General features: G+C 69.1%; 22 protein-coding genes. 17 read left to right on the top strand and 5 right to left on the bottom strand.

Annotated features, from left to right (window positions below; all coding sequences use genetic code 11):
- Positions 1–85: 85 nt before the first annotated feature.
- Positions 86–3706 (top strand): methionine synthase, encoded by a 3621-nt coding sequence (metH, locus tag P0W64_RS08570; protein WP_275479664.1) that lies wholly within the window; start codon positions 86–88, stop codon positions 3704–3706.
- Between the two features lie 10 nt (positions 3707–3716).
- On the opposite strand, the gene P0W64_RS08565 is transcribed toward metH, so the two are convergent.
- Positions 3717–4748, bottom strand: coding sequence for an iron-siderophore ABC transporter substrate-binding protein (locus P0W64_RS08565; protein ID WP_275479663.1), 1032 nt, complete (start codon positions 4746–4748; stop codon positions 3717–3719).
- Between the two features lie 109 nt (positions 4749–4857).
- Here P0W64_RS08565 and P0W64_RS08560 point away from each other — a divergent pair, with 109 nt between their 5' ends.
- Positions 4858–5514, top strand: a complete 657-nt coding sequence (locus tag P0W64_RS08560) for an HAD family phosphatase (RefSeq protein WP_275479662.1) — start codon at positions 4858–4860, stop codon at positions 5512–5514.
- Between the two features lie 37 nt (positions 5515–5551).
- Positions 5552–6769, top strand: coding sequence for a glycoside hydrolase family 27 protein (locus P0W64_RS08555; RefSeq protein ID WP_275479661.1), 1218 nt, complete (start codon positions 5552–5554; stop codon positions 6767–6769).
- Positions 6770–6788: 19 nt separating this feature from the next.
- On the opposite strand, the gene P0W64_RS08550 is transcribed toward P0W64_RS08555, so the two are convergent.
- Positions 6789–7547 carry an SDR family NAD(P)-dependent oxidoreductase gene (locus P0W64_RS08550; protein ID WP_275479660.1) on the bottom strand — a complete coding sequence of 253 codons (759 nt, stop codon included), beginning with the start codon at positions 7545–7547 and terminating at the stop codon, positions 6789–6791.
- A 102-nt stretch (positions 7548–7649) separates the two neighbouring features.
- Here P0W64_RS08550 and P0W64_RS08545 point away from each other — a divergent pair, with 102 nt between their 5' ends.
- Complete coding sequence (locus P0W64_RS08545) at positions 7650–8492, top strand: helix-turn-helix transcriptional regulator (RefSeq protein WP_275479659.1); 843 nt, start codon at positions 7650–7652, stop codon at positions 8490–8492.
- A gap of 48 nt (positions 8493–8540) precedes the next feature.
- Here P0W64_RS08545 and P0W64_RS08540 read toward each other — a convergent pair whose 3' ends face one another.
- On the bottom strand, positions 8541–10427 hold the full coding sequence (locus P0W64_RS08540) for an alpha/beta hydrolase (protein ID WP_275479658.1): 1887 nt from the start codon (positions 10425–10427) through the stop codon (positions 8541–8543).
- Positions 10428–10489: 62 nt separating this feature from the next.
- Here P0W64_RS08540 and P0W64_RS08535 point away from each other — a divergent pair, with 62 nt between their 5' ends.
- The gene (locus P0W64_RS08535) at positions 10490–10753 is read left to right on the top strand and encodes a phosphoribosyl-ATP diphosphatase (RefSeq protein WP_275479657.1); all 264 of its coding nucleotides are present in this window, start codon (positions 10490–10492) and stop codon (positions 10751–10753) included.
- 56 nt (positions 10754–10809) lie between these two features.
- On the top strand, positions 10810–11655 hold the full coding sequence (hisG, locus tag P0W64_RS08530; protein WP_275479656.1) for an ATP phosphoribosyltransferase: 846 nt from the start codon (positions 10810–10812) through the stop codon (positions 11653–11655).
- A 22-nt stretch (positions 11656–11677) separates the two neighbouring features.
- Here hisG and P0W64_RS08525 read toward each other — a convergent pair whose 3' ends face one another.
- Positions 11678–12502 carry a thioesterase family protein gene (locus P0W64_RS08525; protein WP_275479655.1) on the bottom strand — a complete coding sequence of 275 codons (825 nt, stop codon included), beginning with the start codon at positions 12500–12502 and terminating at the stop codon, positions 11678–11680.
- Between the two features lie 66 nt (positions 12503–12568).
- Between P0W64_RS08525 and P0W64_RS08520 the strand changes: the two genes are divergently transcribed.
- From P0W64_RS08520 to P0W64_RS08500, 5 genes are all read left to right on the top strand, one after another.
- A complete protein-coding gene (locus tag P0W64_RS08520; protein ID WP_275479654.1) occupies positions 12569–13396 on the top strand; it encodes a tRNA (adenine-N1)-methyltransferase in 828 nt (275 codons plus the stop codon).
- 45 nt (positions 13397–13441) lie between these two features.
- A complete protein-coding gene (arc, locus tag P0W64_RS08515) occupies positions 13442–15190 on the top strand; it encodes a proteasome ATPase (protein WP_275479653.1) in 1749 nt (582 codons plus the stop codon).
- Positions 15191–15264: 74 nt separating this feature from the next.
- On the top strand, positions 15265–17862 hold the full coding sequence (locus P0W64_RS08510) for an FHA domain-containing protein (protein ID WP_275479652.1): 2598 nt from the start codon (positions 15265–15267) through the stop codon (positions 17860–17862).
- Between the two features lie 17 nt (positions 17863–17879).
- Complete coding sequence (gene dop / locus P0W64_RS08505) at positions 17880–19373, top strand: depupylase/deamidase Dop (RefSeq protein ID WP_275479651.1); 1494 nt, start codon at positions 17880–17882, stop codon at positions 19371–19373.
- 2 nt (positions 19374–19375) lie between these two features.
- A complete protein-coding gene (locus tag P0W64_RS08500) occupies positions 19376–19867 on the top strand; it encodes a nitroreductase family deazaflavin-dependent oxidoreductase (protein WP_275479650.1) in 492 nt (163 codons plus the stop codon).
- Here P0W64_RS08500 and P0W64_RS08495 read toward each other — a convergent pair.
- The gene (locus tag P0W64_RS08495; RefSeq protein WP_275479649.1) at positions 19840–20226 is read right to left on the bottom strand and encodes a hypothetical protein; all 387 of its coding nucleotides are present in this window, start codon (positions 20224–20226) and stop codon (positions 19840–19842) included. The genes P0W64_RS08500 and P0W64_RS08495 overlap by 28 nt on opposite strands.
- Before the next feature lie 107 nt (positions 20227–20333).
- Between P0W64_RS08495 and P0W64_RS08490 the strand changes: the two genes are divergently transcribed.
- From P0W64_RS08490 to P0W64_RS08465, 6 genes are all read left to right on the top strand, one after another.
- On the top strand, positions 20334–20531 hold the full coding sequence (locus P0W64_RS08490; protein ID WP_275479648.1) for a ubiquitin-like protein Pup: 198 nt from the start codon (positions 20334–20336) through the stop codon (positions 20529–20531).
- The gene (prcB, locus tag P0W64_RS08485; protein WP_275479647.1) at positions 20528–21310 is read left to right on the top strand and encodes a proteasome subunit beta; all 783 of its coding nucleotides are present in this window, start codon (positions 20528–20530) and stop codon (positions 21308–21310) included. The genes P0W64_RS08490 and prcB overlap by 4 nt, the downstream gene beginning before the upstream one ends.
- A 2-nt stretch (positions 21311–21312) precedes the next feature.
- On the top strand, positions 21313–22035 hold the full coding sequence (prcA, locus tag P0W64_RS08480; RefSeq protein WP_275479750.1) for a proteasome subunit alpha: 723 nt from the start codon (positions 21313–21315) through the stop codon (positions 22033–22035).
- A gap of 66 nt (positions 22036–22101) precedes the next feature.
- A complete protein-coding gene (pafA, locus tag P0W64_RS08475; RefSeq protein WP_275479646.1) occupies positions 22102–23460 on the top strand; it encodes a Pup--protein ligase in 1359 nt (452 codons plus the stop codon).
- Positions 23461–23478: 18 nt separating this feature from the next.
- Positions 23479–24468 (top strand): WYL domain-containing protein, encoded by a 990-nt coding sequence (locus P0W64_RS08470; RefSeq protein ID WP_275479645.1) that lies wholly within the window; start codon positions 23479–23481, stop codon positions 24466–24468.
- On the top strand, positions 24469–25428 hold the full coding sequence (locus P0W64_RS08465; protein ID WP_275479644.1) for a WYL domain-containing protein: 960 nt from the start codon (positions 24469–24471) through the stop codon (positions 25426–25428).
- Positions 25429–25444: the final 16 nt, after the last annotated feature.

Raw genomic sequence — 25444 nt, 5'->3', positions numbered from 1 at the left:
CCAGCGTACGGTCCGACACGCCCGCCGGCGCGCCCGGAGGCCCGGGTCCGAAATTCGATTTGGCGACGCGGATTACCCTGGTCCCATGACCCGAACCCATCAGCAGCCGCTGCAGTCGAAGTTCCTGGAGGCGGCGAAACGCCGTGTTCTGATCGGAGACGGGGCCATGGGCACCATGCTGCAGGCTGCGGATCTGTCTCTGGACGACTTCCGCGGCCTCGAGGGGTGCAACGAGATCCTCAACGACACGCGTCCTGACGTGTTGGAGACGATCCACCGTGCGTACTTCGAGGTGGGTGCGGATGCGGTCGAGACCAATACGTTCGGCTGCAACCTGAGCAACCTCGGGGATTACGACATCGCCGACCGGAATCGGGAGCTGGCGGAGAAGGGTACGGCGATCGCGCGCCGTGTCGCCGACGAGTTCGGTACGGACGCCGACGGCGTGCCGCGGTTCGTCCTGGGGTCGATGGGGCCGGGTACCAAGTTGCCGACGCTGGGGCACACCTCGTTCCGGGTGATCCGTGACGCATACGCGGAGGCGGCGCTAGGCATGCTGGACGGCGGCGCGGATGCGTTCCTGGTCGAGACGTGTCAGGACATTCTGCAGACGAAGGCGGCCGTGCTGGCCTGCCACGCGGCGATGGAGCGGTCGGGGCGGCGGATCCCGATCATCACGCATGTGACGGTGGAGACGACCGGGACGATGCTGCTGGGCTCCGAGATCGGTGCGGCGTTGACGGCGCTCGAGAACCTCGGCATCGACATGGTGGGGTTGAATTGCGCGACCGGGCCTGCGGAGATGAGCGAGCACCTGCGGTATCTGTCGCAGCACGCGCCGGTGCCCGTGTCGGTGATGCCGAACGCCGGGCTGCCGGTGCTGGGCGCGAACGGTGCCGAGTACCCGCTGACGGCGCCCGAGTTGGCGGAGGCGCTGTCGCGATTCGTCACGGACTACGGCCTGACGCTGGTTGGTGGCTGCTGCGGCACCACGCCCGAGCACATCCGGCAGGTGTCTGAGGCGGTGCGCGGCCTGGTGCCTGCGGCGCGCGCACCGCAGGCCGAGAGCTCGATCAGCTCGCTGTACACGACGGTGCCGTTCGCGCAGGACAGCTCGATTCTGATGATCGGCGAGCGCACGAACTCCAACGGCTCGAAGAAGTTCCGTGACGCGATGATCGCCGGCGAGTGGCAGCAGTGCCTGGACATCGCTAAGGACCAGACCCGCGACGGTGCACACATGCTGGACCTGAACGTGGACTACGTGGGCCGTGACGGCGCGGTCGATATGACGGAGCTGGCGTCGCGGCTGGCGACGGCGTCGACGCTGCCGATCATGATCGACTCGACCGAGCCCGCGGTCATCCAGGCGGGTCTCGAGCATCTGGGCGGTCGGTGCGCGGTGAACTCGGTCAACTACGAGGACGGTGACGGGCCGGAGTCGCGGTTCACCAAGATCATGGAGTTGGTGTCCGCGCACGGCGCTGCGGTTGTCGGCCTGACAATCGACGAGGAGGGCCAGGCCCGGACCGCGGACGGCAAGGTCCGGATCGCGGACCGGCTCATCGCGGATCTGACCGGGAACTGGGGGCTGTCGCTGGAGGACATCATCATCGATCCGCTGGTGTTCCCGATCTCCACCGGCCAGGAGGAGGTGCGACGCGACGCCGTGGAGACCATCGATGCGGTGCGGCGGCTGCACGAGGCGTACCCGGGCATGCACTTCACCGTCGGGTTGTCCAATGTGTCGTTCGGCCTGAATCCTGCTGCGCGGCAGGTGCTCAACTCGGTGTTCCTGCACGAGTTGACCGAGGCGGGGCTGGACTCGGCGATTCTGCATGCGTCGAAGATCCTGCCGATGAGCCGGATCCCGGACGAGCAGCGCGAGACCGCCCTGGACCTGGTGTACAACCGGCGGGGCGTGGAGGGCGGCACCGGAGACGACGCCGACTACGACCCGCTGCAGAAGCTTATGTCCCTGTTCGAGGGCGTGTCCGCGGCGTCCGCGCGTGAGACGCGGCAACAGGAGCTGGCGAAGCTACCGCTGTTCGAGCGGCTCGAGCGGCGCATCGTCGACGGCGAACGGGACGGTCTAGAGGCGGACCTCGACGAGGCTATGACGACGGTGCCGCCGCTGAAGATCATCAACGACACGCTGCTGGCCGGCATGAAGACGGTCGGCGAACTGTTCGGGTCGGGTCAGATGCAGTTGCCGTTCGTGCTGCAGTCCGCCGAGGTGATGAAGACCGCGGTCGCGTATCTCGAGCCGCATATGGAGAAGGCCGACGACTCGGGTGACGGCAGGGCCGGCAAGGGCCGGATCGTGCTCGCCACCGTGAAGGGCGATGTGCACGACATCGGCAAGAACCTCGTCGACATCATCCTGTCCAACAACGGCTATGAGGTCGTCAACATCGGCATCAAGCAGCCGATCGCCGCGATCGTCGACGCCGCCGAGGACAAGCGCGCCGACGTCATCGGCATGAGCGGTCTGCTGGTGAAGTCGACAGTGGTGATGAAGGAGAACCTCGAGGAGCTCAACTCCCGCGGCCTGGGGGAGAAGTATCCCGTGTTGCTCGGCGGCGCGGCGCTCACCCGCGGCTACGTCGAGGACGACCTGTCCGAGATCTATGCCGGCGATGTCTCCTACGCCAGGGACGCGTTCGAGGGACTTCGGCTGATGGACGAGATCATGGCCGTCAAGCGCGGCGAGGGGCCCGACCCGGACAGCCCGGAGGCGATCGCGGCCGCGGAGAAGGTCCGCGAGCGCAGGGAGCGGCACGCGCGCAGCAAGCGGATCGCGGAGAAGCGCAAGGCGGAGGCCGCCCCTGCGGTGATTCCCGAACGCTCCGACGTGGCAGTCGATTTCGACGTGGCCACGCCGCCGTTCTGGGGCACGCGCATCGTCCGGGGCATCCCCGTGGCCGATTTCTCCCAGCTCCTCGACGAGCGCGCCCTGTTCCTGGGGCAGTGGGGGCTGCGTGGTGCTCGAAAGGGCGAGGGGCCCACGTACGAGGAACTCGTCGAGACCGAGGGCCGCCCGCGGCTGCGGTACTGGCTCGACAGGCTGAAGGCCGAGCAGATCCTGGACTCCGCCGCGGTGGTGTACGGGTACTTCCCGGCGGTCAGCCACGGGCCCGTCGTCGACGTCCTCGAGTCGCCGGAACCCGACGCGCCCGTGCGGCATTCGTTCGAGTTCCCGCGGCAGCAGCGCGGGCGGTTCCTGTGCATCGCCGACTTCATCCGAGACCGCCGGACCGCGCAGCGACGCGGCGAGGTCGACGTCCTGCCGTTCCAGCTCGTCACCATGGGGCAGCCGATCGCCGATCTGGCGAACGAGCTGTTCGCCGCGAACGCGTACCGCGACTACCTCGAGGTGCACGGCCTCGGCGTGCAGCTCACCGAGGCGCTCGCCGAGTACTGGCACCGCCGCGTCCGCGAGGAGCTGACACTGCCCGGCGGACGCGTCGTAGCCGACGCCGACCCCAACGCGGTCACCGACTATTTCGACCTGAAGTATCTCGGCGCCCGCTACAGCTTCGGGTACGGCGCCTGCCCCACCCTCGAGGATCGCGCCAAGATGGTCGATCTGCTACAGCCCGACCGGATCGGCGTCGAACTCTCCGAGGAACTGCAGCTGCACCCCGAACAGTCCACCGACGCCTTCGTCCTCACGCACCCCGAGGCCAAGTACTTCAACACGTAGGGCCGGACACCTAGCCTCTCAGGGCTGGTGCGAGCTTGTTCGTGAGCCCGTCGACGGCGGTGGGGAGGCTCAGGACGGTGCCCCACGTCCATGCCGCCGACACGAGCGGATCGGAGATGAAGACCGAGCGACCCCGCTGGACGGCGGGGAGGGTGTGGTAGATCGGGAGCGCCTCGATCTCGCCCTGCCGCGACGGCTGGGACCCGACGTTCCACACGAGGACGTCCTGATCGAGGATTCCCATCTTCTCCTCGGCCAGCGCAGCGCCGTCGTTGCCTTTCGCGATGCGCGCGGCCAGGTCGGGCACGGTGAACCCCAACCCGGAGAGGAGCCGCGAGCGCGGGTCCCCCTGGGCGCGGACCCACACGGATCCCTGCTGGAAGCGTTCGACGACGACCGCTGTGCGCCCGTGGAACTCGGGATGCGCCGACTTCGCCTGCCCGATTCGATCCTCGACGGACGCGATCTGCCGACGCGCCTCATCGCTGCGTCCGATGGCGTCACCGGTCGTGCGGGTCGCGACGTCCCACGGCACGGTGAAAGACCTGTACCCCTTCGGCGGTCCGACGGTCGGCGCTATCTGGGACAGGCGGTCGTACTGGTCCTGGCTCATCGAGGTGTACAGGCCGAGAATCAGATCGGGGCGGAGCGCCGCGATCTCCTCGTACCGGTAGTCCGGAGTTCCGGTGAACTGCCCCTTGTTCAGAACCTCGGGCTTCTGGTCCCCGAGCGCCTTCTGCGCCCAGGGCCACGTGGCGTAGCGATAGTCGCCGTACCAGTCCGTCACGCCTACGACCTTCCCGCCCAGCGCGAGGACCGGATCCTGATCGCTGTACCCCACCGTCACGATGCGCTGCGGATCGTCCGGCACGCGCGTCACCCCGCGCAGGTGCTCGACCGTACGCCCGCCCGAGTTCGGCGCCTGCGCGTCGCGCGAGCCGCACGCCGCAGCGATGGCCGCCAAACCCACCAGTCCCGCGCCGTGGAACAGAGTGCGCCGGGTGGTCGGGGTGTCGAGCGTTCCACACGAACCGGTGTGCATGATCGGGACTCCTTTGGTCGGCGCATTACTGAGGGCAGGATAACCTAGCCCTTCGAGGCGGGCGTCGGCGAATTCGGGTTCGCCCGTGAGCCGGGATACTGTGCAACGCATGAGCAATATGCCCGACGCCGTCCTGTGGGACATGGACGGTACGCTGCTGGACTCCGAGAAGCTCTGGGACATCGCGGTCGAGGAACTCGCAGCGGATCTCGGTGCCGAGATGACACCGGAGCTGCGTCTCTCCACGCTGGGGAACGCGACCGGCGACGCACTGCGGAAGATCTTCGCCGCCGCCGGGAACGTCGAACCTTCGCCGGCGGACCTCGCAGCGCGGGACGCCTGGCTGTCCGGACGCGTTATCGAGCTGTTCGAGGACGGCATCCCATGGATGGACGGCGCACGCGACGCCCTCGAGCTGGTTGCTGGGCTGGACATCCCGATGGTGCTCGTGACCAACACCGTCCGCGACATCACCGAGCACGCGCTCGGGACCCTCGGGCGGGACCGCTTCGCTGCGACGGTGTGTGGCGACGAAGTGCCTGCGGCCAAGCCCGCGCCGGACCCCTACCTGCTGGGCGCCGAACTCGCCGATGCCGAGCCCGGGAGGGCGCTCGCATTCGAGGACTCGCCGACCGGCTCACGCGCTGCACTCGCGGCGGGCTGCACGGTGGTCACCGTCGGACCCGAGCCGGTGGTGCCGGGCACCGAAGCCCGGCACCGCACGACCCTCGCGGGCCTGGCCGTAGCCGATCTGCGGCTCGTTTGACAGCGGCCGTACAGAGTCGACCGGTACCCACGTAACGGTGAACCGGACGCGCCTCACCACAGCCGCCGCGACCGCGGTGGCGCTGGTGGGCGTGCCGGCCTCCGGCGCGCACCTACCGCTGAGCTACCCGCCCGGCGTACTTCCCGCCGCCGCCTCGCGCCCGGCCATGGGGTGGAACAGCTGGAACGCGTTCGGCTGCAACATCACCGAACGCGACGTCGAGCGACAGGCGGACGCCCTGGTGTCCAGCGGGCTCGCCGGCGCGGGCTACCGCACCGTCACCGTCGACGACTGCTGGTTCGCCCCCACGCGAGCCCCCGACGGATCGCTCCGTGCGGACCCGTCCCGGTTCCCCTCCGGCATGGCCGCGCTCGGCGCGTACCTGCACGCGCGCGGGCTGCGGTTCGGGCTGTACGAGTCGCCGGGCGCCCGCACGTGCGCGCAGCTGGCGGGAACATACCCCGGGGCGACGGGCAGCGCGGGGCACGAGACCCAGGACGCGAAGACCTTCGCCGCGTGGGGCGTCGACTACCTCAAGTACGACTGGTGCTCCGCCGCAGCCGACCCGCAGCAACAGATCATCGCGTTCACGACGATGCGGGACGCCCTCGGTGACACGGGACGCCCCGTCGAGTACGCCATCAACCCCAACAGCCATGTGGCCGACGCGGTTCCCGGTCGGGACGGCGTGTGGTCCGGTGTGGCGAATCAGGTGCGCGTCACCAACGACGTCGTGCCCGCCTGGCGAGTGGGGACGGGACCGCTCGGGAACCAGGGGATCGCGGAGGCCATCGATCAGGCCTCCGCGCCCGGCGCGACCGGCGCGACCGGCGACCTCGACATGCTGGTCGCCGGGCTGCCCGGAGTGAGCGACGACGAGGCCCGCACGCAGGTGGCGATGTGGTCGATGCTCGGCTCACCGCTCATCGCCGGCAATGACCTCACACGCATGCCGAGCGCGGTGCGGAATCTGCTGGCCGACCGCGCGCTCATCGCGCTCGACCAGGACGCATCGGCGCCCGCACATCTCGTGGGCGATGCATGGGTCCGGCGGCTGTCCGGCGGGCGAATGGCCGTGGCCTTCGTCAACGACTCGGACCACCCCGCCCGTGTGGGCGCCACGCCGTCGTCGCTGGGCTGGTCGGGTCCGCCGCCGGCGGTGACCGATCTCTGGAGTGGAACCTCCCGTGAGCCGTCCGCATGGGTGGGCGCCGAACTCGCCCCGCACGCAACGGCGATCTTCGACCTGCGCTGACCGCGCCGAGTGGCCGTGTTCAGTGTCCGTGCGGGTCCAGCTCGTTGAGGGTCGACACGACCTGCGAGTAGTCGCCGCGCGCCTCTCCGTAACGCAGGAACTTGACGTTCTCGACCTGGATCTCGGTCGCCTCCGGCTGCGTACGCAGGATCTCGATGACCTCGTCGGCGAAGTCGTCGAGCGGCATCGCGAACTCGCTCTCCTCCTGCCCGGGCATGAGCGCCGTGCGGACGGCCGGGGGTTCGAGTTCGAGTACGCGCACCGATGTGTCCGCGAGTTGCAGCCGCAGTGTCTCCGACAGCATGTGGATCGCGGCCTTGGTGGCGTTGTAGGTGGGAGTGACGCGCAGCGGCGCGAAGGCGAGACCCGACGACACCGTCACGATCGTCGCATCGGGGCGGGCCTGCAGATGCGCGGTGAACGCCGCGATCAGACGGATCGGTCCCAGCAGGTTGGTGACGACCTGCGCCTCGGCGTCGGCGAGGAATCCGGCCGTGTGCCAGTCCTCGGCGCGCATCACGCCGGCCATCGTCACGAGGACGTTCAGGTCGGGGAAGCGGCGCAGGATCTCGGCCGACGCGTCCGCGATGCTGTCCGCGTCGGCCGTGTCGATACGCACGCCCTCTATACCGTGCGTAGCTGCGATCTCGTCGAGTAGCGCCTGCCTGCGGCCACCGACGACGACGGTGTTGCCTGCCGCGCGCAGGCGGAGCGCGAGCGCGAGCCCGATGCCGCTCGTCGCGCCGGGGATGAAGACGGTGTTTCCGTTTATCTGCATGATCCCAGCCTGGCGGCGACGAGGTGGACCGACCAGAGAGCGGATCTCCAGGGACCGCGGGTCCCTGGCTGGCGGTCGCCGGACCCCGGCATGATGGAACTCGTGGACCGATCCGTACTCGCCGACTTCCTGCGCAGACGTCGTGAGGCCCTGACACCCTACGACGTCGGCCTGCCCGAGGGTGCTCGCCGCCGCACGCCCGGGCTGCGCCGCGAGGAGGTCGCGATGCTCGCCGGGATGTCCACCGACTACCTGTCCCGGCTCGAGCAGCGGCGTGGCCCGCAACCGTCGACGCAGGTGCTCGATGCGCTGGCCCGGGCTCTGCGCCTGACCGCGGACGAGCGCGACTATCTGTACCGGGTCGCAGGCCACAGCGCGCCGGACCGATCCGGGGGCTCGGGGCACGTGTCGCCTGCGCTGCTGCGTGTCCTCGACCGGCTCTCCGACACACCGGCTCTGATCCTGTCGGATATCGGCGAGACACTTCAACAGAACGAGCCCGCCCGTGCGCTGTTCGGTGATACGAGCGGACGAACAGGACTGGCCCGCAGCGACATCCACCGCTGGTTCGCCGATCCGGCCACAGCGCGCCGGAGCTACCCCGCAGACGATCACGCCAGGCAGAGCCGCGCCCTGGTCGCCAACCTGCGCGCCGCCTATGGCCGCCTCGGCCCGCGTTCGACCGCAGGTGAGATCGTGGCCGATCTCCGGCACCGCAGCGCCGAGTTCCGCGAGTTGTGGGACCGGCACGAGGTCGCGGTCCGATTCGAGGATCACAAGGTGCTGTTGCACCCGGAGATCGGCGCGATCGAGGTGGACTGTCAGGTGCTCTTCACCGAGGACCAGTCGCAGGCTCTACTCGTGCTGACCGCGGCACCGAACACCGAGGCAGCGGAGAAGCTCGCATTGCTCGCCGTGGTCGGTAGTCAGCGGTTCGGCACCTGACCGCGGCGTGTTCGTGAACCGCTTCGTGCGGAGGCACTCCGCAGCACGCTACTTCTCGGCTCCGTCGAGCGCGGCGCTGGCCATCGTGGCCACACGCACGCGCTCGGTGTCTGCGGGCGTCCACCCGGCGGGCGGCATCACGGCGGCGAACGCATCGACGACCGCGGTGCCGTAGTTGTGGCCGTGGCCGTCGGGCACGCCCGCGGCGTTCGCGAGATCCGCAGACACCTGCCAGAACGTGACGAACGGGTACCACGCCATCGCCCGCGAGCGATCTCTGCCGGGCGGCTCGCGCAACCAATCCGGTTCACGCAGGAGAAGATCGGGACTCCACCAGACCACGGGATCCGACGCATGCTGCACATAGACTATGCGCGGCTCGAGCCACTCGGGGCCGCCCGTCAGCGGCTTGACCCCGTCGGTGAACCGCACCACCAGCCCGTCGGAGTAGGTCGGCAGCACCTCGGGCGTGCCGAGATCGCGGCGCTGGGTGAGCGCCCCGTGGATGGGGTTCGCGGCGGGCGGCCCGATCCAGACGACGCCGTCGACCTCCTCGCGTATCTGCGCGAGGGAATCGAACGCGCCCTCGCCGGCGCGCGTTCCGAGCGACTCGCCCATGACGAGGAGCTTGGGGCGCTGAGCCTGCGGGCGTGCGTCGACTGCGGTGTGGACGGTGTCGATGAGCCTCTTCCCGGCCTCCAGCGACAGCTGCCCGTCGGTGACGAACGAGATCCAGCTGGGCAGGTAGGAGTACTGCGCGGCCACGAGTGCCACATCGCCGTCGTACATCAGCTCGAGAGCGCGCGCAGCGGTCGGGTTGACCCAACCACTGCCGGTGGTGGGGATGACGACGAGGTACTTGCGGTCCAGAGCGCCCGTCCGCTGCAACTCCCTGAGCATGATCGCCTTGCGCTGCTCGGGCGTCGACGCGTTCTCGAGCCCGACGTACACCCGCACCGGTTCGGTCACGGGGTGGTCCGTGAACCGTTCGATATCCGCCTTGCGGAGACCGCCGGCCACGAAGTTGCGTCCCTCGTAGCCGAGCCCGGACCAGCTCGCAGCCGAGTCGGGGGAGCCCGAGCGTTCGAACTCCATCGGCTGCCGCATCCCGGCACGGGTGGCGTCGTTGCTCGTCGAAGCGATGGAGTTGGCGACGGTGCGGAAGGCACGGAACACGACCCCGTCGAACACCAGGATCACGAGCAGCACCACGAGGCATGCGCCGAGTATCCGGGCGGCGGCGGGCGGGATGCGCAGGTACCTGTTGCCCTCTTTCGCCAGGAGCCGTGCGAGGTCGCGCAGCGCGCGGAACACCGAGATCAGCAGGACCGACGTGACAAAGGCGATGGCGGGGATCAGCAGCCACCAGTAGCCGTGTTCTGCCGGCTGTCCCATCAGCGCTCGCATATCGGCCTGCCACCGCCGGGAGATCACGAGCATGATCGCGACGCCCGCGAGGTTGATCAGGACGATCGCCGCGCGCAGGAACGGGATCAGCCGCGCCAGCCGGGGGCGCGTCCGGATCGGGTGCCCGCGCACCAGCAGATCGGTGATGAGCCACTTCGCGAACGCACCCACGCCGTAACCGATGACGGCGTTGATACCGGCGATGAACCCCTGGAAGAACCAGCCACGGGGGAGCAGCGACACCGTGAACGACAGCTCCAGGAACACACCGCCCACGAACAGCCCGGCGAAGTCCAGGTGGAGCAGGCTCCACAGCCACGCGAGGAAGGGGTGCCGCTCGTGCAGCTCGTCGAGGCTCTCCTGGATGAAGCGGTCCGGATCCCGCAGGGCACTGACGAGGCGCATGCGCGCGCCGACCGCACCGCGCACGAATCGGTATGGCCCGGTGCCCTTGCGAACCTTGAACGGGACGGTGTCCGGACCGTCGGCGGATCCGGCGTCGCCGTCCGCATCCAGGTCCGTGTCCACTCGCTCTACTGTATTGAGGCCTGTTCCGGTCGTCCCGCCGGGGCATGGGAGAATGGCCGACCGTGAAGACCATGGAGACGCTGTTCGCCGAGCTTGCGGAGAAGGCCCGGACGCGCCCCGCCGGGAGCGGGACGGTGGAGGCACTCGATCGCGGCGTCCACTTCCTGGGTAAGAAGGTCATCGAAGAGGCCGGCGAGGTCTGGATCGCCGCCGAGCATCAGAGCGACGCCGAGCTCGCCGAGGAGATGTCCCAACTGCTGTATTGGCTGCAGGTGATGATGGTCAAGCGAGGGCTCACTCTCGACGACGTGTACGCGCATCTGTAGCGGCTTTCAGGCCGCACCGCGTACAGCCCCGACGAACCAGCGGAAAGAGACCACACATGCTGCGCGTCGCAGTACCCAACAAGGGCGCCCTCTCCGAGGCCGCCGCCACGATCCTGTCCGAGGCCGGCTACCGCCGGCGTACGGATTCCAAGGACCTGACCGTCCTGGACAACGCCAACGAGGTCGAGTTCTTCTTCCTGCGCCCCAAGGACATCGCGCTCTACGTCGCGTCCGGGGAGCTGGATCTCGGCATCACCGGGCGTGATCTCGCCCTCGACTCCGGTGCCGAGTTCACGGAACGTCTCGCGCTCGGCTTCGGCCGCTCGACCTTCCGGTACGCGGGCCCCGCGGGCACCGAGTGGACCGTGGGCGATCTGGACGGCAAGCGCATCGCCACGTCGTACCCGAACCTGGTACGGGCCGACCTCGATCGCCGGGGTTTCGCCGCCGACGTCATCCGCCTCGACGGCGCGGTCGAGATCTCGATCCAGCTGGGCGTGGCGGACCTCATCGCGGACGTCGTCGAATCCGGTCGCTCGCTGCGCCAGAACAATCTGGTGCCGTTCGGCGAGCCGCTGATCGGTTCGGAGGGCGTGCTCATCGAGGCCGCCGGTTCGGCGACGGACCGGGCGCGCGACCAGCTCACGGCACGGCTGCAGGGCGTCGTGTTCGGACGGCAGTACGTGCTGCTGGACTACGACTGCCCGAAGGAGATCCTCGACCGGGCGGTCCAGGTCACGCCCGGGCTCGAGTCCCCGACGGTGTCACCCATGGCCGACCAGGCGTGGGTAGCGGTCCGCGTCCTCGTCCCGCGGAAGGACGCGAACACGATGATGGACGAACTCGCGGATATCGGCGCGAAGGCGATCCTGATGTCCGACATCCGTAGCTGTCGATTCTGACGTCCGCGCGCGGGCGCAGGAGTCAGCGCGCCGCGACCAGCAGGGTCTGCGAACCGCGTGCGAAGTGGCCGTCTGCGTCGTATATCTCGGATGCCGTGGCGCCCAGCCCTTCAGGACCGATCTGCTGATCCGCGGCGATCCCGACCCAGCCGGCCGAGAGCCGCGGAGCACGGTGCAGGTGCACGGTCATGTCCATGTTCATCCAGGTCACACGCGTCGGATCCATCCGAGCCGAGATGCCGTTCGCGGCATCGATGACCGAGAAGACACGCACCAGGTCGGTCGGCTCCTCGCCCGCCACGAGGGGGACACGGGCCCGCACCCAGCAGTGTCGCGCGCCCTCGACTCCATCCTCTACCGCGGGCGGCACGAACCGCCATTCGCAGGCTCCCAGGAAGCCGGCTTCGCGCACGGCCTCGAAGAAGGCAGGGGCCGGCGCGTCGCCGTCGGCGGGCAGCGCAGGGACGACGTCGCGAACGAACGCTGCGGTGTCCGATGTGGACAGGGCCCACGCGTGAGCCCGCGCGACCGGCCGGAACTCCCCGCTCCGGTCCGCGCACTCGACTTCCGCGGTGAACAGTGAGATGGCACGCCCCGGACGTGAGACCCATGCGCGTACCCGCGACTGCGTGATGGGCACTACGCCGAGCAACTCGATCGTCACGCGCGAGATCTGCAGCCCCGGCGCACATGCGCGCTCGAGGGCACGCACCATGAGGGCCGCGGGCGGCGCGCCGTGCTGCATCGTGTCGGCCCACACGCTCGCGGTCAGACGGGTCGGCTCGAACACCTCGTACCGGGCCCCGTCGACGTCGACGTCGGGGCCGGGATGGAAGAACGCGTCCATGGTGTAAACACCTATCGCACGGGCCGGATCGCCGTCACACCAGGGTTGCTGGCACCCTTGTTCACCATGGCAGACAGCGGACCGTTCGTGGTCGGGGACAGGGTGCAGCTCACCGATGCCAAGGGGCGGAAGTTCACGGTTCACCTGGAGGCCGGCCGGGAGTTCCACACCCACAAGGGCGGTATCCGCCACGACGACCTGATCGGGGCGCCCGAGGGCAGCGTCGTGAACTCCGTCAACGGCACGCCGTACCTCGCGCTGCGCCCACTGCTCACGGACTACGTGCTGTCGATGCCACGCGGCGCCCAGGTCATCTACCCGAAGGACGCGGCGCAGATCGTCGCCGAGGGCGATGTCTTCCCGGGGGCGCGGGTGCTCGAGGCCGGGGCCGGTTCCGGTGCGCTCACGTGCTCGCTCCTGCGTGCCGTCGGGCCCAGCGGTCACGTCACATCGTGGGAGATCCGCGAGGACCACGCGGAGCATGCGGTCCGCAACGTCGAGGAGTTCTTCGGCGGCCGCCCTGAGAACTGGAACCTGCGCATCGGGGACCTCGCCGACTACGACGGCCCGCAGGTGGACCGCATCGTGCTGGACATGCTGGCGCCGTGGGATGTCCTGGAGGCCGTGAACAAGGCGCTGGTGCCGGGTGGTGTGCTCGTGGTGTACGTCGCGACCGTCACGCAGCTGTCCAAGGTCGTCGAGGCGATCCGCGAGCAGGCCAACTGGACCGAGCCCCGCACGTGGGAATCACTGTTACGCGAATGGCACGTCGTGGGCCTGGCCGTCCGGCCGGAGCACAGAATGCAAGGTCACACGGCGTTCCTCGTGACGACGCGTCGGCTCGCCGACGGTACGGAGCCGCCACGCCCCCGGCGGCGTCCGAGCAAGGGGTGAGCGGAGACGGTAGCGTGGTAATACCCCGCTCGAAGGGAGCACGCTATGACTGACCCCGCTGAGAACCGCCCCGCGCCGTCCGGCGCCGCCGGTTCGAATCCGTTGCCTCGCGCCGCATCCCACGGTGCCACCGGGGCGAACGACGCGCAGCTGCGCGAGCGCGTGGAGGCCCTGACGACCCGCAATGCGAAGCTGCTCGAGACGCTCCGCGACGCCCGCGCGCAGCTTATCGCTCTGCGTGAGGAGGTCGACCGGCTCGGGCAGCCCCCGTCGGGGTACGGCGTACTGCTGGCTACCTACGAGGACGCGACGGTGGACGTGTTCACCTCGGGCCGCAAGATGCGGCTGACGCTGTCGCCGAACGTCGAGCCGGAGACTCTGCGCATCGGCCAGACCGTGCGTCTCAACGAGGCACTCACCGTCGTCGAGTCGGGCCTGTTCGAGACCGTCGGCGAGATCTGTGTGCTGCGCGAGGTGCTCGACGACGGGCAGCGCGCCCTGGTCGTCGGGCACGCCGACGAGGAGCGCGTCGTGCGCCTCGCGGCCCCGCTCGTCGAGGTGGAGCGCGACGCCGCCGACGATGAGGACGGCACCCGTCGCCGGCTCCGCGTCGGCGACTCCCTGCTGGTCGACACCAAGGCCGGGTATGCGTTCGAACGCATCCCCAAGGCCGAGGTCGAGGATCTCGTCCTCGAGGAGGTGCCGGACGTCGACTACTCCGACATCGGCGGCCTGGGCCGGCAGATCGAGCTCATCCGCGATGCGGTAGAACTGCCGTTCCTGCACAAGGACCTGTTCAAGGACTACTCTCTGCGGCCGCCCAAGGGGGTGCTCCTGTACGGGCCGCCCGGCAACGGCAAGACGCTGATCGCGAAGGCCGTCGCCAACTCGCTCGCGAAGAAGATCGCCGAGGTGCGCGGGGACGACTCGCGCGAGGCGAAGTCCTACTTCCTCAACATCAAAGGCCCCGAACTGCTCAACAAGTTCGTCGGCGAGACCGAGCGGCACATCCGCCTGATCTTCCAGCGGGCACGCGAGAAGGCGTCCGAGGGCACACCTGTGATCGTCTTCTTCGACGAGATGGACTCGATCTTCCGCACTCGTGGCTCGGGTGTCAGCTCCGACGTCGAGACCACCGTCGTGCCGCAGCTTCTGTCCGAGATCGACGGCGTCGAGGGTCTGGAGAACGTCATCGTTATCGGCGCGTCCAATCGCGAGGACATGATCGATCCGGCGATCCTGCGTCCCGGCCGCCTCGATGTGAAGATCAAGATCGAGCGGCCGGACGCCGAGGGCGCGCAGGACATCTTCAGCAAATACCTGACGTCCGCGCTGCCTATCCACCCCGAGGACCTCGCCGAGTTCGGCGGGGACCGCGAGGCCTGCGTCAAGGCGATGATCGAACGCGTCGTGGACCGCATGTACGCCGAGACCGACGAGAACCGCTTCCTGGAGGTCACCTACGCGAACGGCGACAAGGAGGTCATGTACTTCAAGGACTTCAACTCGGGTGCGATGATCCAGAACGTGGTGGACCGCGCGAAGAAGGCTGCGATCAAGGCGCACCTCGACACCGGCCAAGCAGGCATGCGGGTGACGCATCTGTTCGAGTCGATCGTCGACGAGTTCGCCGAGAACGAGGATCTGCCGAACACGACCAACCCGGACGACTGGGCCCGCATCTCGGGCAAGAAGGGCGAGCGCATCGTCTACATCCGGACACTGGTGACGGGCAAGAACTCGTCCGCGTCGCGGGCGATCGACACCGAGACCAGCACCGGCCAGTACCTGTAGCCGCCACGCGCCCGGCCTGCTCGTTAAGTGCGAAGCAGGCCGGGCGCTGGCGTGCCTACATATAGTTCAGGGCGATGAACACACAGGTGGAGTCGCTCACGCTCGCGGCGGGCGGCCAGACACTCACGGTGGTCCCGGGTAAGACCGCGACCATCGGCCGCACGGCCGACAACGACCTGACGGTCAATCACCCGCTGGTATCGCGCCGCCACGCGGTGCTCGCGCACACGGGCGAGTCGTGGCTGCTCACCGATCGCAGCACCAACGGCATATTCCTCGACGGGGCGCAGCAGGGCTCGGTGGCCGTCCGCGGGCCGATCACGGTCCAGCTCGGCGACCCCAGGGCCGGAGTGGCCCTCACCCTCACACCGAGCGCGGCGGTGACCGCGCCGCCCCGGCCGGCCCAGCCGGCCCCCCGACCTCCGCAGCAGCCGCCGAGGCGGACCGAGACCCGACAGCCGCGGCCGCAGGTGCTGCGTCCCGCGGGGCAGCGGCCGCCCGCACCGTCCACCCCGACGGCGCCGCCACCCGCGCAGGCATCGAGCGGTTTCCGCCCGGCCGCGCCCCGGCCGAGCACCCAGCAGCGCGTGCCCGGTGCCCCGGCCGCCGGTCCCTCGGGCCCCGGGGCCGTGCCCGATCCGCGGCCGGTCGGTGACCTCCCGCCACATCTGCGCGCCATGGCCGGCAACACCGGGCTGTATCGCGTCGCGGCCCCGGCCCCGCAGGCCGTGTCAGGCCAGGCGGTCTCCATCGGCCGCACGCCTGACAACGACCTGGTCATCGACGACATGTTGGTCTCCCGCCGGCATGCGCGCGTGGTGGCCACGGCGCAGGGACCGGTCCTCGAGGACTTGCGCTCGGCCAACGGTACGCAGGTCAACGGCAGCCGCATCGCGGGTCCGACGCCGCTGCACGACGGCGACGTGGTCACTGTGGGCAACTCAGACCTCGTCCTGCAGGGCGGTGCCCTGCAACGCCCGCAGCCGCACGTGCTGGCGGGCGCCGGGCTCGTGGTCCGGACGTTGGGACTCACGGTCGACGGCGGCAAGACCCTCCTGCGGGGCGTGGAGCTCGATGCCGCACCGGGCACGCTCACGGCGGTGATCGGGCCGTCGGGCGCGGGTAAGTCGACGGTGAGCCGGATCGTCTCGGGCGAGCTCGTCCCGACCGTCGGCACCGTCGAGTTCGAGAGTCGCGACGTGCACCGCGACTACGACGCCCTGCGCTCCCGCATCGGCATGGTCCCGCAGGACGACGTCCTGCACCGGCGACTCACGGTGCGCCAGGCGCTGCGGTACGCGGCCGAGCTCCGGCTGCCGCCGGACATGTCGAAGCAGGACCGCGACGGCGTGATCGACGGTGTGCTGTCCGAGCTGCAGCTGTCCGAGCACGCCGAGACCCGCATAGACAAGCTCTCGGGCGGCCAGCGTAAGCGCGCTTCCGTCGCGATGGAGCTGCTCACCGGCCCGTCGCTGTTGATCCTGGACGAACCGACATCGGGCCTCGACCCCGCGCTGGACCGACAGGTCATGCAGACGCTGCGCCGCCTCGCGGATGCCGGCCGCGTGGTCATCGTCGTCACCCACTCCCTGACCCACCTCGACATGTGCGACCAGGTGTTGCTGCTTGCGCCGGGCGGCAGGACCGCGTACTGCGGAGCGCCCGACGGTGTCGGGAAGGCCATGGGCACCAAGGACTGGGCCGAGATCTTCGACTTCGTGGCCCGCCGTCCCGAGGAGGCCGAGCAGCGGTATCGCGCGGCCAACCCACCGACGATGGCTCAGCCCGCGGTCCGTGCCGAGGCGCCACCCGTCAAGGCGCCGAGGGCGTCGCGAATACGCCAGCTGTCCGTGGTCGCCCGGCGGCAGGCGAGGTTGATCCTCGCCGACCGTGCCTATCTGGCGTTCCTGGTGGCGCTGCCGTTCGTGCTGGGCGCGATAACGCTGATAGTCCCGTCGCCCAGTGGGCTGCGGAAGATCGAGGCGACCGACGACAGCGGCGGACCGACGATCATCCTGGTGCTCATGGTGATCGGTGCGTGCTTCATGGGTGCCGCGCTCACGGCCCGTGAGCTGGTCGGTGAACGTGTGATCTACCTGCGGGAGAAGGCCGTCGGGCTGCGGCCCGGGGCCTATCTCGCCGCCAAGACGCTGGTCTTCTTCGTCGCGGCGGTCCTGCAGAGCGCGGTCATGACGGCGATCGTCGCGGTCGGGATCAAGCAGCCCATCATCCAGGGCAACGTCGTGTCCAGCCCCACGGTCGAGATATTCGTCGCGGTCGCGGCGACGGCCTGCGTGTCGGTCCTGGTGGGTCTGCTGATCTCAGCGCTCGCGCGGTCGCCCGAGCAGGTGATGCCGCTGCTGGTGGTGGTGGTGATGCTCCAGTTGGTGATGTCGGGCGGGTTGTTCGGGCTCCATGGCCGGGTGGTGCTCGAGCAGGTGTCGTGGCTGTTCCCCTCGCGCTGGGGCTTCGCGGGGGCGGCTTCGACGATCGACCTGCAGCACGTGACCATGATCAACGACCCGCGAACGGGCGAGGCGCGAATCGTCGACCTGGACCCGCTGTGGAACCACACGCGCGGCGCGTGGCTGACCGCGATGGGCGCGCTGGTGGCGCAGGCCGTGGTCTTGTGGGTCCTGGTGTGGAGCCGCATCCGGCGGCGCGTCGGCTGATCGCTAGCCTGGGCGGTATGCAGCGCATCATCGGCACCGAGGTGGAGTACGGAATATCCGCGCCGCGGGACCCGTCCGCCAACCCGATCCTGACGTCGACCCAGGCGGTCCTCGCGTACGCGGCGGCCGCCGGAGTCCCGAGGGCCAAGCGCACCCGCTGGGACTACGAGGTCGAGTCGCCGCTGCGCGACGCCCGCGGATTCGATCTGGGGCGCAACAACGGACCGGCGCCCATCGTCGACGCGGACGAGATCGGCGCCGCGAACATGATCCTCACGAACGGCGCGCGGCTGTACGTGGACCACGCGCACCCCGAGTACTCGGCGCCCGAGGTGACCGACCCGATGGACGCGGTCATCTGGGACAAGTCGGGGGAGCGGGTCATGGAGGCGGCCGCACGACACGCGGCGTCCGTGCCGGGCGTCCCGCAGTTGCAGCTGTACAAGAACAACATCGACGGCAAGGGCGCGTCATACGGCACACACGAGAACTATCTGATGCGCCGCGACACGTCGTTCCCGTCGATCGTCACCGGGCTCACGCCCTTCTTCGTGACGCGTCAGGTGTTCTGCGGTAGCGGGCGTGTCGGGTTGGGGCAGTCCGGTGACGACGCCGGGTTCCAGCTGTCCCAGCGCGCCGACTACATCGAGGTCGAGGTCGGCTTGGAGACGACGCTCAAGCGCGGCATCATCAACACTCGCGACGAACCGCATGCGGATCCCGACAAGTACCGGCGCCTGCACGTGATAATCGGGGACGCGAACCTCGCGGAGACGGCCACGTATCTCAAGGTGGGCACCACGGCCCTGGTACTCGATCTCATAGAGGCCGGTGTTGACCTCTCCGACCTCGAGCTGGAGCATGCCGTCACATCGGTGCACGACGTCTCGCACGACGTCTCGCTGAAGCAACTCGTACCGCTTCGCGACGGCCGCCGGATGACGGCGATCGACATCCAGCGCATCTACGCCGAGCGGGTCGGCAAGCTGCTGGCGGGATCGGACGATGAGCGCGCGCTGCACGTCCACGCGACCTGGGTGAGCGTCCTCGATCGGCTCGCGGACGACCCCATGGGGCTGTCGGACACGCTCGACTGGCCGGCCAAGCTCCGGGTGCTCGAGGGGCTCCGGCAGCGTGAGGGCCTGGGCTGGGCCGCACCGAAACTCGCACTCGTCGACCTGCAGTACTCGGACGTCCGCCTGGACAAGGGGCTGTACAACCGTCTCGTCGCCCGAGGCTCGATGAAACGCTTGGTGACGGAGCAGCAGGTGCTGGATGCGATCACGAGCCCGCCCGAGTCGACTCGCGCATACTTCCGGGGCGAATGTATGCGGCGATTCGGCGCCGACATCGCCGCCGCGAGCTGGGACTCCGTCATCTTCGACATCGGTGCGGACTCGCTCGTCCGCATCCCCACGATGGAGCCGCTCCGCGGTACCCGCGACCATGTCGAGCGCCTGCTCGACGACTCCGCATCGGCACGTGACCTCGTCGATTCCCTGAAGGGCTGACCATGGACATCGAGAAGAAGCTGGCACGGGCGTACCGCAAGGCGTTCACGGAGGTACTGCATCTCCACGGACGCATCTACATCGGGTCCGGTGGGCGAGTCGGGCACAGGTTGCTGGGCGTACCGAACCTGATCGTCGAGACGGTCGGCGCGAAGTCGGGGGAGCCGCGCAGCACCGTGCTCACATACGCGAGCGACGGCGACGACTACGTCGTCGTCGCGTCCGCGGGTGGAGCGCCGCGTAACCCGGCCTGGTACCACAACATCCGTGCGGCGGGCGAGGTCGGGCTGCGAGTGGGCACACGTCGTATGCGTGCTCGGGTGACCACCCTCGTACCAGGCGACGACGGTTACGCCCGCCTCTTCGAACTGGCCGATCGGGCCAACCGCGGCCGCTATTCCCAGTACCAGACGATGACCCGCCGGCCCATACCGGTCTGCGTGCTGTCCCCGGTCGGAACCCGCGGTCAGGCCGAGCCCAGCGCGCGGACGTAGGAGAGGCGCCCGGCTATATCGGCCGCCGCGGCCGGGGAACCGACGGGCACCGTCGTCGTATAGGTCTGCCCCTGCGGGCCGACGACTGTGACCTGCGTGCTGTAGACGACCGTCCGCTGCTCCTTGACCAGGAGGAAGAGCAGCGAGACGCAAGCGACGAAGAAGAACCCGACCACCGTGGCGATGACCGCCCAGCTCGGGATCCTGCGCTCGACGCCCACCTGGTCGACGGCGACCCAACGGCTGCCCTCCAGGGGGAACGCACCGACCGGCGTGATGACCTGCGTTGCGGTGACGTGGATGTCGCCGATCGTCACCAGGACGGGTTCCTGGGGGTGGTTCGGGAGGTAGGGGTCCACGCCCGCAGTGTATGCGCGCCAGGTGCACTGACGTCGTGTCGCAGCGTGTCGGCCGTCGCGCCCGGTAGGGTCGATGGGGAGATTGGTTTGCGGTGAAGGAGACGGTTATGGCTCAGGAACAGACCAAGCGCGGTGGTGGCGGCGACGAGGACGACGATGTCGCGGCGCCGTCGGGAGGTGCCGGGCAGGAGCGTCTCGAGAAGGCCACCGACGACACCGACGACCTGCTGGACGAGATCGACGACGTCCTCGAGGAGAACGCCGAGGACTTCGTGCGCGCGTATGTGCAGAAGGGCGGGCAGTGACGGGGCCGCTGCGGGGCGTGGGATCATCGTTCGCCGAGCATCTGGCGCGGACGTCGCCTGAGTCTCTCCCGGGTGCCCCGATCGCCCCCACGGAGCACCTACCGCACGGCACGACCATCGTCGCGCTCGCCTTCGACGGTGGCGTGCTGCTGGCAGGCGACCGCCGCGCGACGATGGGTAATCTCATCGCGCAGCGCGACATCCGCAAGACCTACATCACCGACGATCACACGGCGGTCGGCATCGCAGGCACGGCGGGTATCGCCAAGCAGATCGTCAAGCTCTTCACGGTGGAGCTCGAGCACTACGAGAAGATCGAGGGCGTGCCGCTGACGTTCGGCGGCAAGGCGAATCGCCTCGGCGGGATGGTCCGCGGCAACTTCCCAGCCGCTATGCAGGGTCTCGTCGCGCTGCCGCTGCTGGTGGGCTTCGACCTCTCGGCGGATGCGGGCCGCATCGTCAGTTACGACCCCACCGGGGATTGGCACGACGAGCGGCAGTACCACGCCATCGGCTCGGGCTCCGCCTATGCCAAGTCGTCGCTCAAGAAGCTGTACCGCGCCGGCCTGGACGGCGGCCGTGCCCTTGAGGCAGCGGCCGAGGCCCTGTTCGACGCCGCTGACGACGACACCGCAACCGGTGGCCCGGACGTCATTCGGGGGCTGTACCCGACGGCGGTCCGCATCACCGCGGACGGCGCCGAGGACGTTCCCGAGCTGGAGGTCGAGGCCGCGACCGAGCGCGTCGTCGCAGCACGGCGCGGTGAGGAGAACCGATGAGCATGTCGATGCCGTACTACGCGTCGGCCGAGCAGATCATGCGCGACCGCTCGGAGCTGGCGCGCAAGGGGATCGCACGCGGCCGCAGCGTCGTGGTTCAGAAGTTCGCGGACGGTGTGCTGTTCGTCGCGGACAACTCGTCTGCGACCCTCAACAAGGTCTCGGAGATCTACGATCGCATCGGTTTCGCCGCAGTGGGCAAGTACAACGAGTTCGAGTCGCTGCGCCGTGCGGGGATCCAGCACGCGGATACGCGCGGCTACCAGTACGACCGTGCCGATGTCACGGGGCGTTCGCTCGCGAACGCGTATGCGTCCACGCTGGGCATGGTGTTCACGGAGCAGCCGAAGCCGTACGAGGTGGAGCTGTGCGTGGCCGAGGTCCCGCCGCCGGAGTCCCAGCTACCGGCTCAGCTCTTCCGCATCGGTTACGACGGATCGATCGCGGATGAGAAGCGGTACCTCGTGATGGGCGGGCAGACCGAGCCGGTCGCTGCCGTCATGTCCGAGGAGTACGTCGAGGACCAGGATCTCCAGACCGCCTTCCGGCTGGCCGTGAAGGCGCTCGGCGCGCCGCCACCCGCCTCGGGGAACTCCACGTCGCCGAACGGCGAAGCCAAGGCGTTCACCGAGCTGGAACTCGAGGTGGCGCTGCTGGATCGGCGTCGGCCACGCCGCACCTTCAAGCGCCTGAGGCCCGCGGAGGTCGCGGACCTGCTGCCCTGACTGCGCCGCGGCGCTCTCGCACAACGCTGCGCAGTGGGCCGTAGACCCGCGCGGTATGTTCGAGGGGTGCAGCGGCGAATCATGGGAATCGAGACCGAGTTCGGTGTCACGTGCACGTTCCACGGACACCGACGCCTGAGCCCGGACGAGATCGCCCGGTACCTGTTCCGGCGTGTCGTCTCGTGGGGACGCTCGTCCAACGTGTTCCTCCAGAACGGCGCCCGGCTGTACCTCGACGTCGGCAGCCACCCCGAGTACGCAACCGCCGAATGCGACTCGCTGCTCCAACTCGTCACGCATGATCGCGCAGGCGAACGCGTCCTCGAGGACCTGCTCCTCGATGCCGAGAAGCGTCTCACCGACGAGGGCATCGGCGGCGACATCTACCTGTTCAAGAACAACACCGACTCGGCCGGCAACTCGTACGGCTGCCACGAGAACTACCTCGTAGGCCGCGTCGGCGAGTTCTCCCGCATCGCGGACGTGCTCCTGCCCTTCCTCGTCACCCGCCAGCTGATCTGCGGCGCGGGCAAGGTGCTGCACACCCCCAAGACCGCGACATTCTGCCTGAGCCAGCGCGCCGAGCACATCTGGGAGGGCGTCTCGTCCGCCACCACCCGCAGCCGGCCGATCATCAACACGCGCGACGAGCCGCACGCCGACGCCGAGAAGTACCGTCGTCTGCACGTCATCGTCGGCGACTCCAACATGGCCGAGACCACCACGATGCTCAAGGTCGGCAGTGCCGCACTCGTCCTGGAGATGATCGAGGCGGGCGTACAGTTCCGGGATTTCGCACTCGACAACCCGATTCGAGCCATCCGTGAGGTGAGCCACGACGTCACCGGTAAGCACGCCGTGCGCCTCGCGGGCGGGCGCACGGCGGGGGCCCTGGACATCCAGCGCGAGTACCACGACCGCGCCGTCGAGTACCTCGCCACGCGCGAGCCGAACGAGCAGATCGAACGCGTCGTCGACCTGTGGGGTCGCGTGCTGGACGCCGTCGAGACGCAGGACTTCAGCGAGGTCGACACCGAGGTCGACTGGGTCATCAAGCGCAAGTTGTTCCAGCGCTACCAGGAGAAGTTCGGAATGGATCTCGCCGATCCCAAGATCGCGCAACTCGATCTGGCGTACCACGACATCAAGCGCGGCCGCGGCGTCTTCGATCTGCTGCAACGGAAGGGGCTGGCGGCCCGCGTCACCACCGACGAGGCGATCGCCGACGCCGTCTCGACGCCGCCACAGACGACACGCGCGAAGCTGCGCGGGGAGTTCATCACAGCGGCACAGGCGGCCGGCCGGGACTTCACCGTCGACTGGGTGCATCTCAAGCTGAACGACCAGGCGCAGCGCACGGTCCTGTGCAAGGACCCGTTTCGTAGTGTCGACGAGCGTGTCGAGCGGCTCATCGCGTCGCTCTGACTCAATTAGGCTGGTGCCGTGGCCAAGACGCAGCGCATCGCGAGGTTGTTCAACCTCCTGATCTACCTGAAGTGGACGACGCGGTACGTGTCGGCGCAGACGATCCGCGAGAAGGTCGACGGGTACGAGGACCAGTCCGACGATGCATTCAACCGGATGTTCGAGCGCGACAAGAAGGACCTGCGCGAGATGGGCATCCCGCTCGAGATCGGCAAGACGTCGCGCATCAACGGTGAGGACGGGTATCGGATCCGTCCGGACGAGTACGAGATGGACCCCATCGACCTGGATCCGGACGAGTCCGCCGCGGTCGCAGTGGCCGCCGCGATGTGGGGCAGCTCCGAGCTCACGCAGGCGAACCAGGCGGCGCTGGTCAAACTCAAGGCCAGCGGGATCGAGGTCGACGGCCCCGGTGCTGCGGCAGGACTGAGCACGCCTCTCGCCGCGGGCAGTGGGGCCGAGGCAGCGCTCAGTCGCCTCCTGGCCGGCATCACCGAGCACCGGGTCGTACGGTTCGCCCACCGCCCGGACCGCACCCGGCCGTTCGTGGACCGCACGCTGCACCCGTGGGCGGTGATCACCCGGCGTGGTACCTGGTACCTCGTGGGGCACGACGCGGTCCGCGACGGCGTGCGGATCTTCAAGGGCTCGCGCATCGGCGCGGTATCCGTTCTCGACGACCCGGCGACGGTGACACCCCCCGAGGGCTTCGACGCGCGCGACGAGCTCGCCGACACCTTGAGCCAATACACCGACGGGGAGGGTGAGGCCCGGATCTGGCTGGCTCCCGGCCGCGGGAACGCATTGCGGCGGGCGGCATCGTCGTCGGCGGAATCGGAGTTCCGCGACCGGCCGGGTACCGAGGTGACCGTACGGATCGGATCGGTCGAGAACACCGCCCGGCAGGTGGCCGGGCTCGGCCCCGACGCCGTTGTGCTCGAGCCGCCGGAGTTGCGGGATGCGGTGATCGTGAGGCTGACCGGCGCGGCCGGAGCGGGGAAGGCCTGAATGGCCAAGGAAGCGATGCTGAGCCGGCTCAACCGATGGCTGGCGCTGGTGCCGTACTACGTGGCCAACCCGGGCGCGACGTACCAGAAGGCGGCCTCGGACCTGGGCACCACACCCGAGACGATCCGGCGCGATCTCGAAGCGATCTTCTTCTGTGGCCTGCCCGGCGGCATGCCGGGTGACCTGATCGACGTCGACATGGGCGACACGAGCGCGGTGGTCACGTACGCGGCGGGGATCGATCGACCGCTCAAGATGACGCGCAACGAGGCGTCCTCGCTGCTCTTCTCGCTCGGCATGTTGGCCGAGACGGACGGCCAGGCAGACCCCGCCGCCGTTCTGCGCGCGATCGAGAAGATCCGAGCGGCCGTCGCCGACGCCGACCCGGACGTCGTCGGGGTCGTGCAGGCCTCCGATGAGGCAGAAGAGGCCGCTACCACGGCGACGGTCCGAGCGGCGGTGAAGGACCGGCGGGCGCTCGCTCTGCGCTATTACACGGAGTCCCGCGATTCGACGGGCGACCGCACCGTCGACCCGATCGAGATCAAGACCTTCGACGGCCGCTCGTACCTGCGCGCCTGGTGCCGCGACAGCGCCGGCATCCGCATGTTCCGGCTCGACCGCATCGACGCGGCGACCGCGCTCGACGAACCCGCGACGGTGCCCGAGGGCCTGGGGTCGCAGGCGAGTCTGTTCGACGACGCCGAGGACTCGGAGCTCGAGACCGCGACGTTGCGTCTGGGCCACCGGGCGGCATGGGCGCTCGAATACCACCCGCTGACCGTGGTCGGCGAGCCCGACGCGGACGGCGCCGTCACCGCGACCATGCGCTATGCCGACGAGGAGTGGATGGCCCGGTTCGTCACCGGGTTCGGCGGCGAGATCGCCGTGCTCGCTCCGGAACCGCTCGCCGCGGCGGTCGTGGCACGCGCACGGGCCGGGCTCGCCAACTACAGCTAGGCGCTCTCGCCGGCGA

This window comes from Tsukamurella sp. 8F (assembly GCF_029167375.1).
In the GTDB taxonomy this organism is placed as follows: Bacteria; Actinomycetota; Actinomycetes; order Mycobacteriales; family Mycobacteriaceae; genus Tsukamurella.
This window is presented reverse-complemented; position numbering and strand designations above follow the sequence as displayed.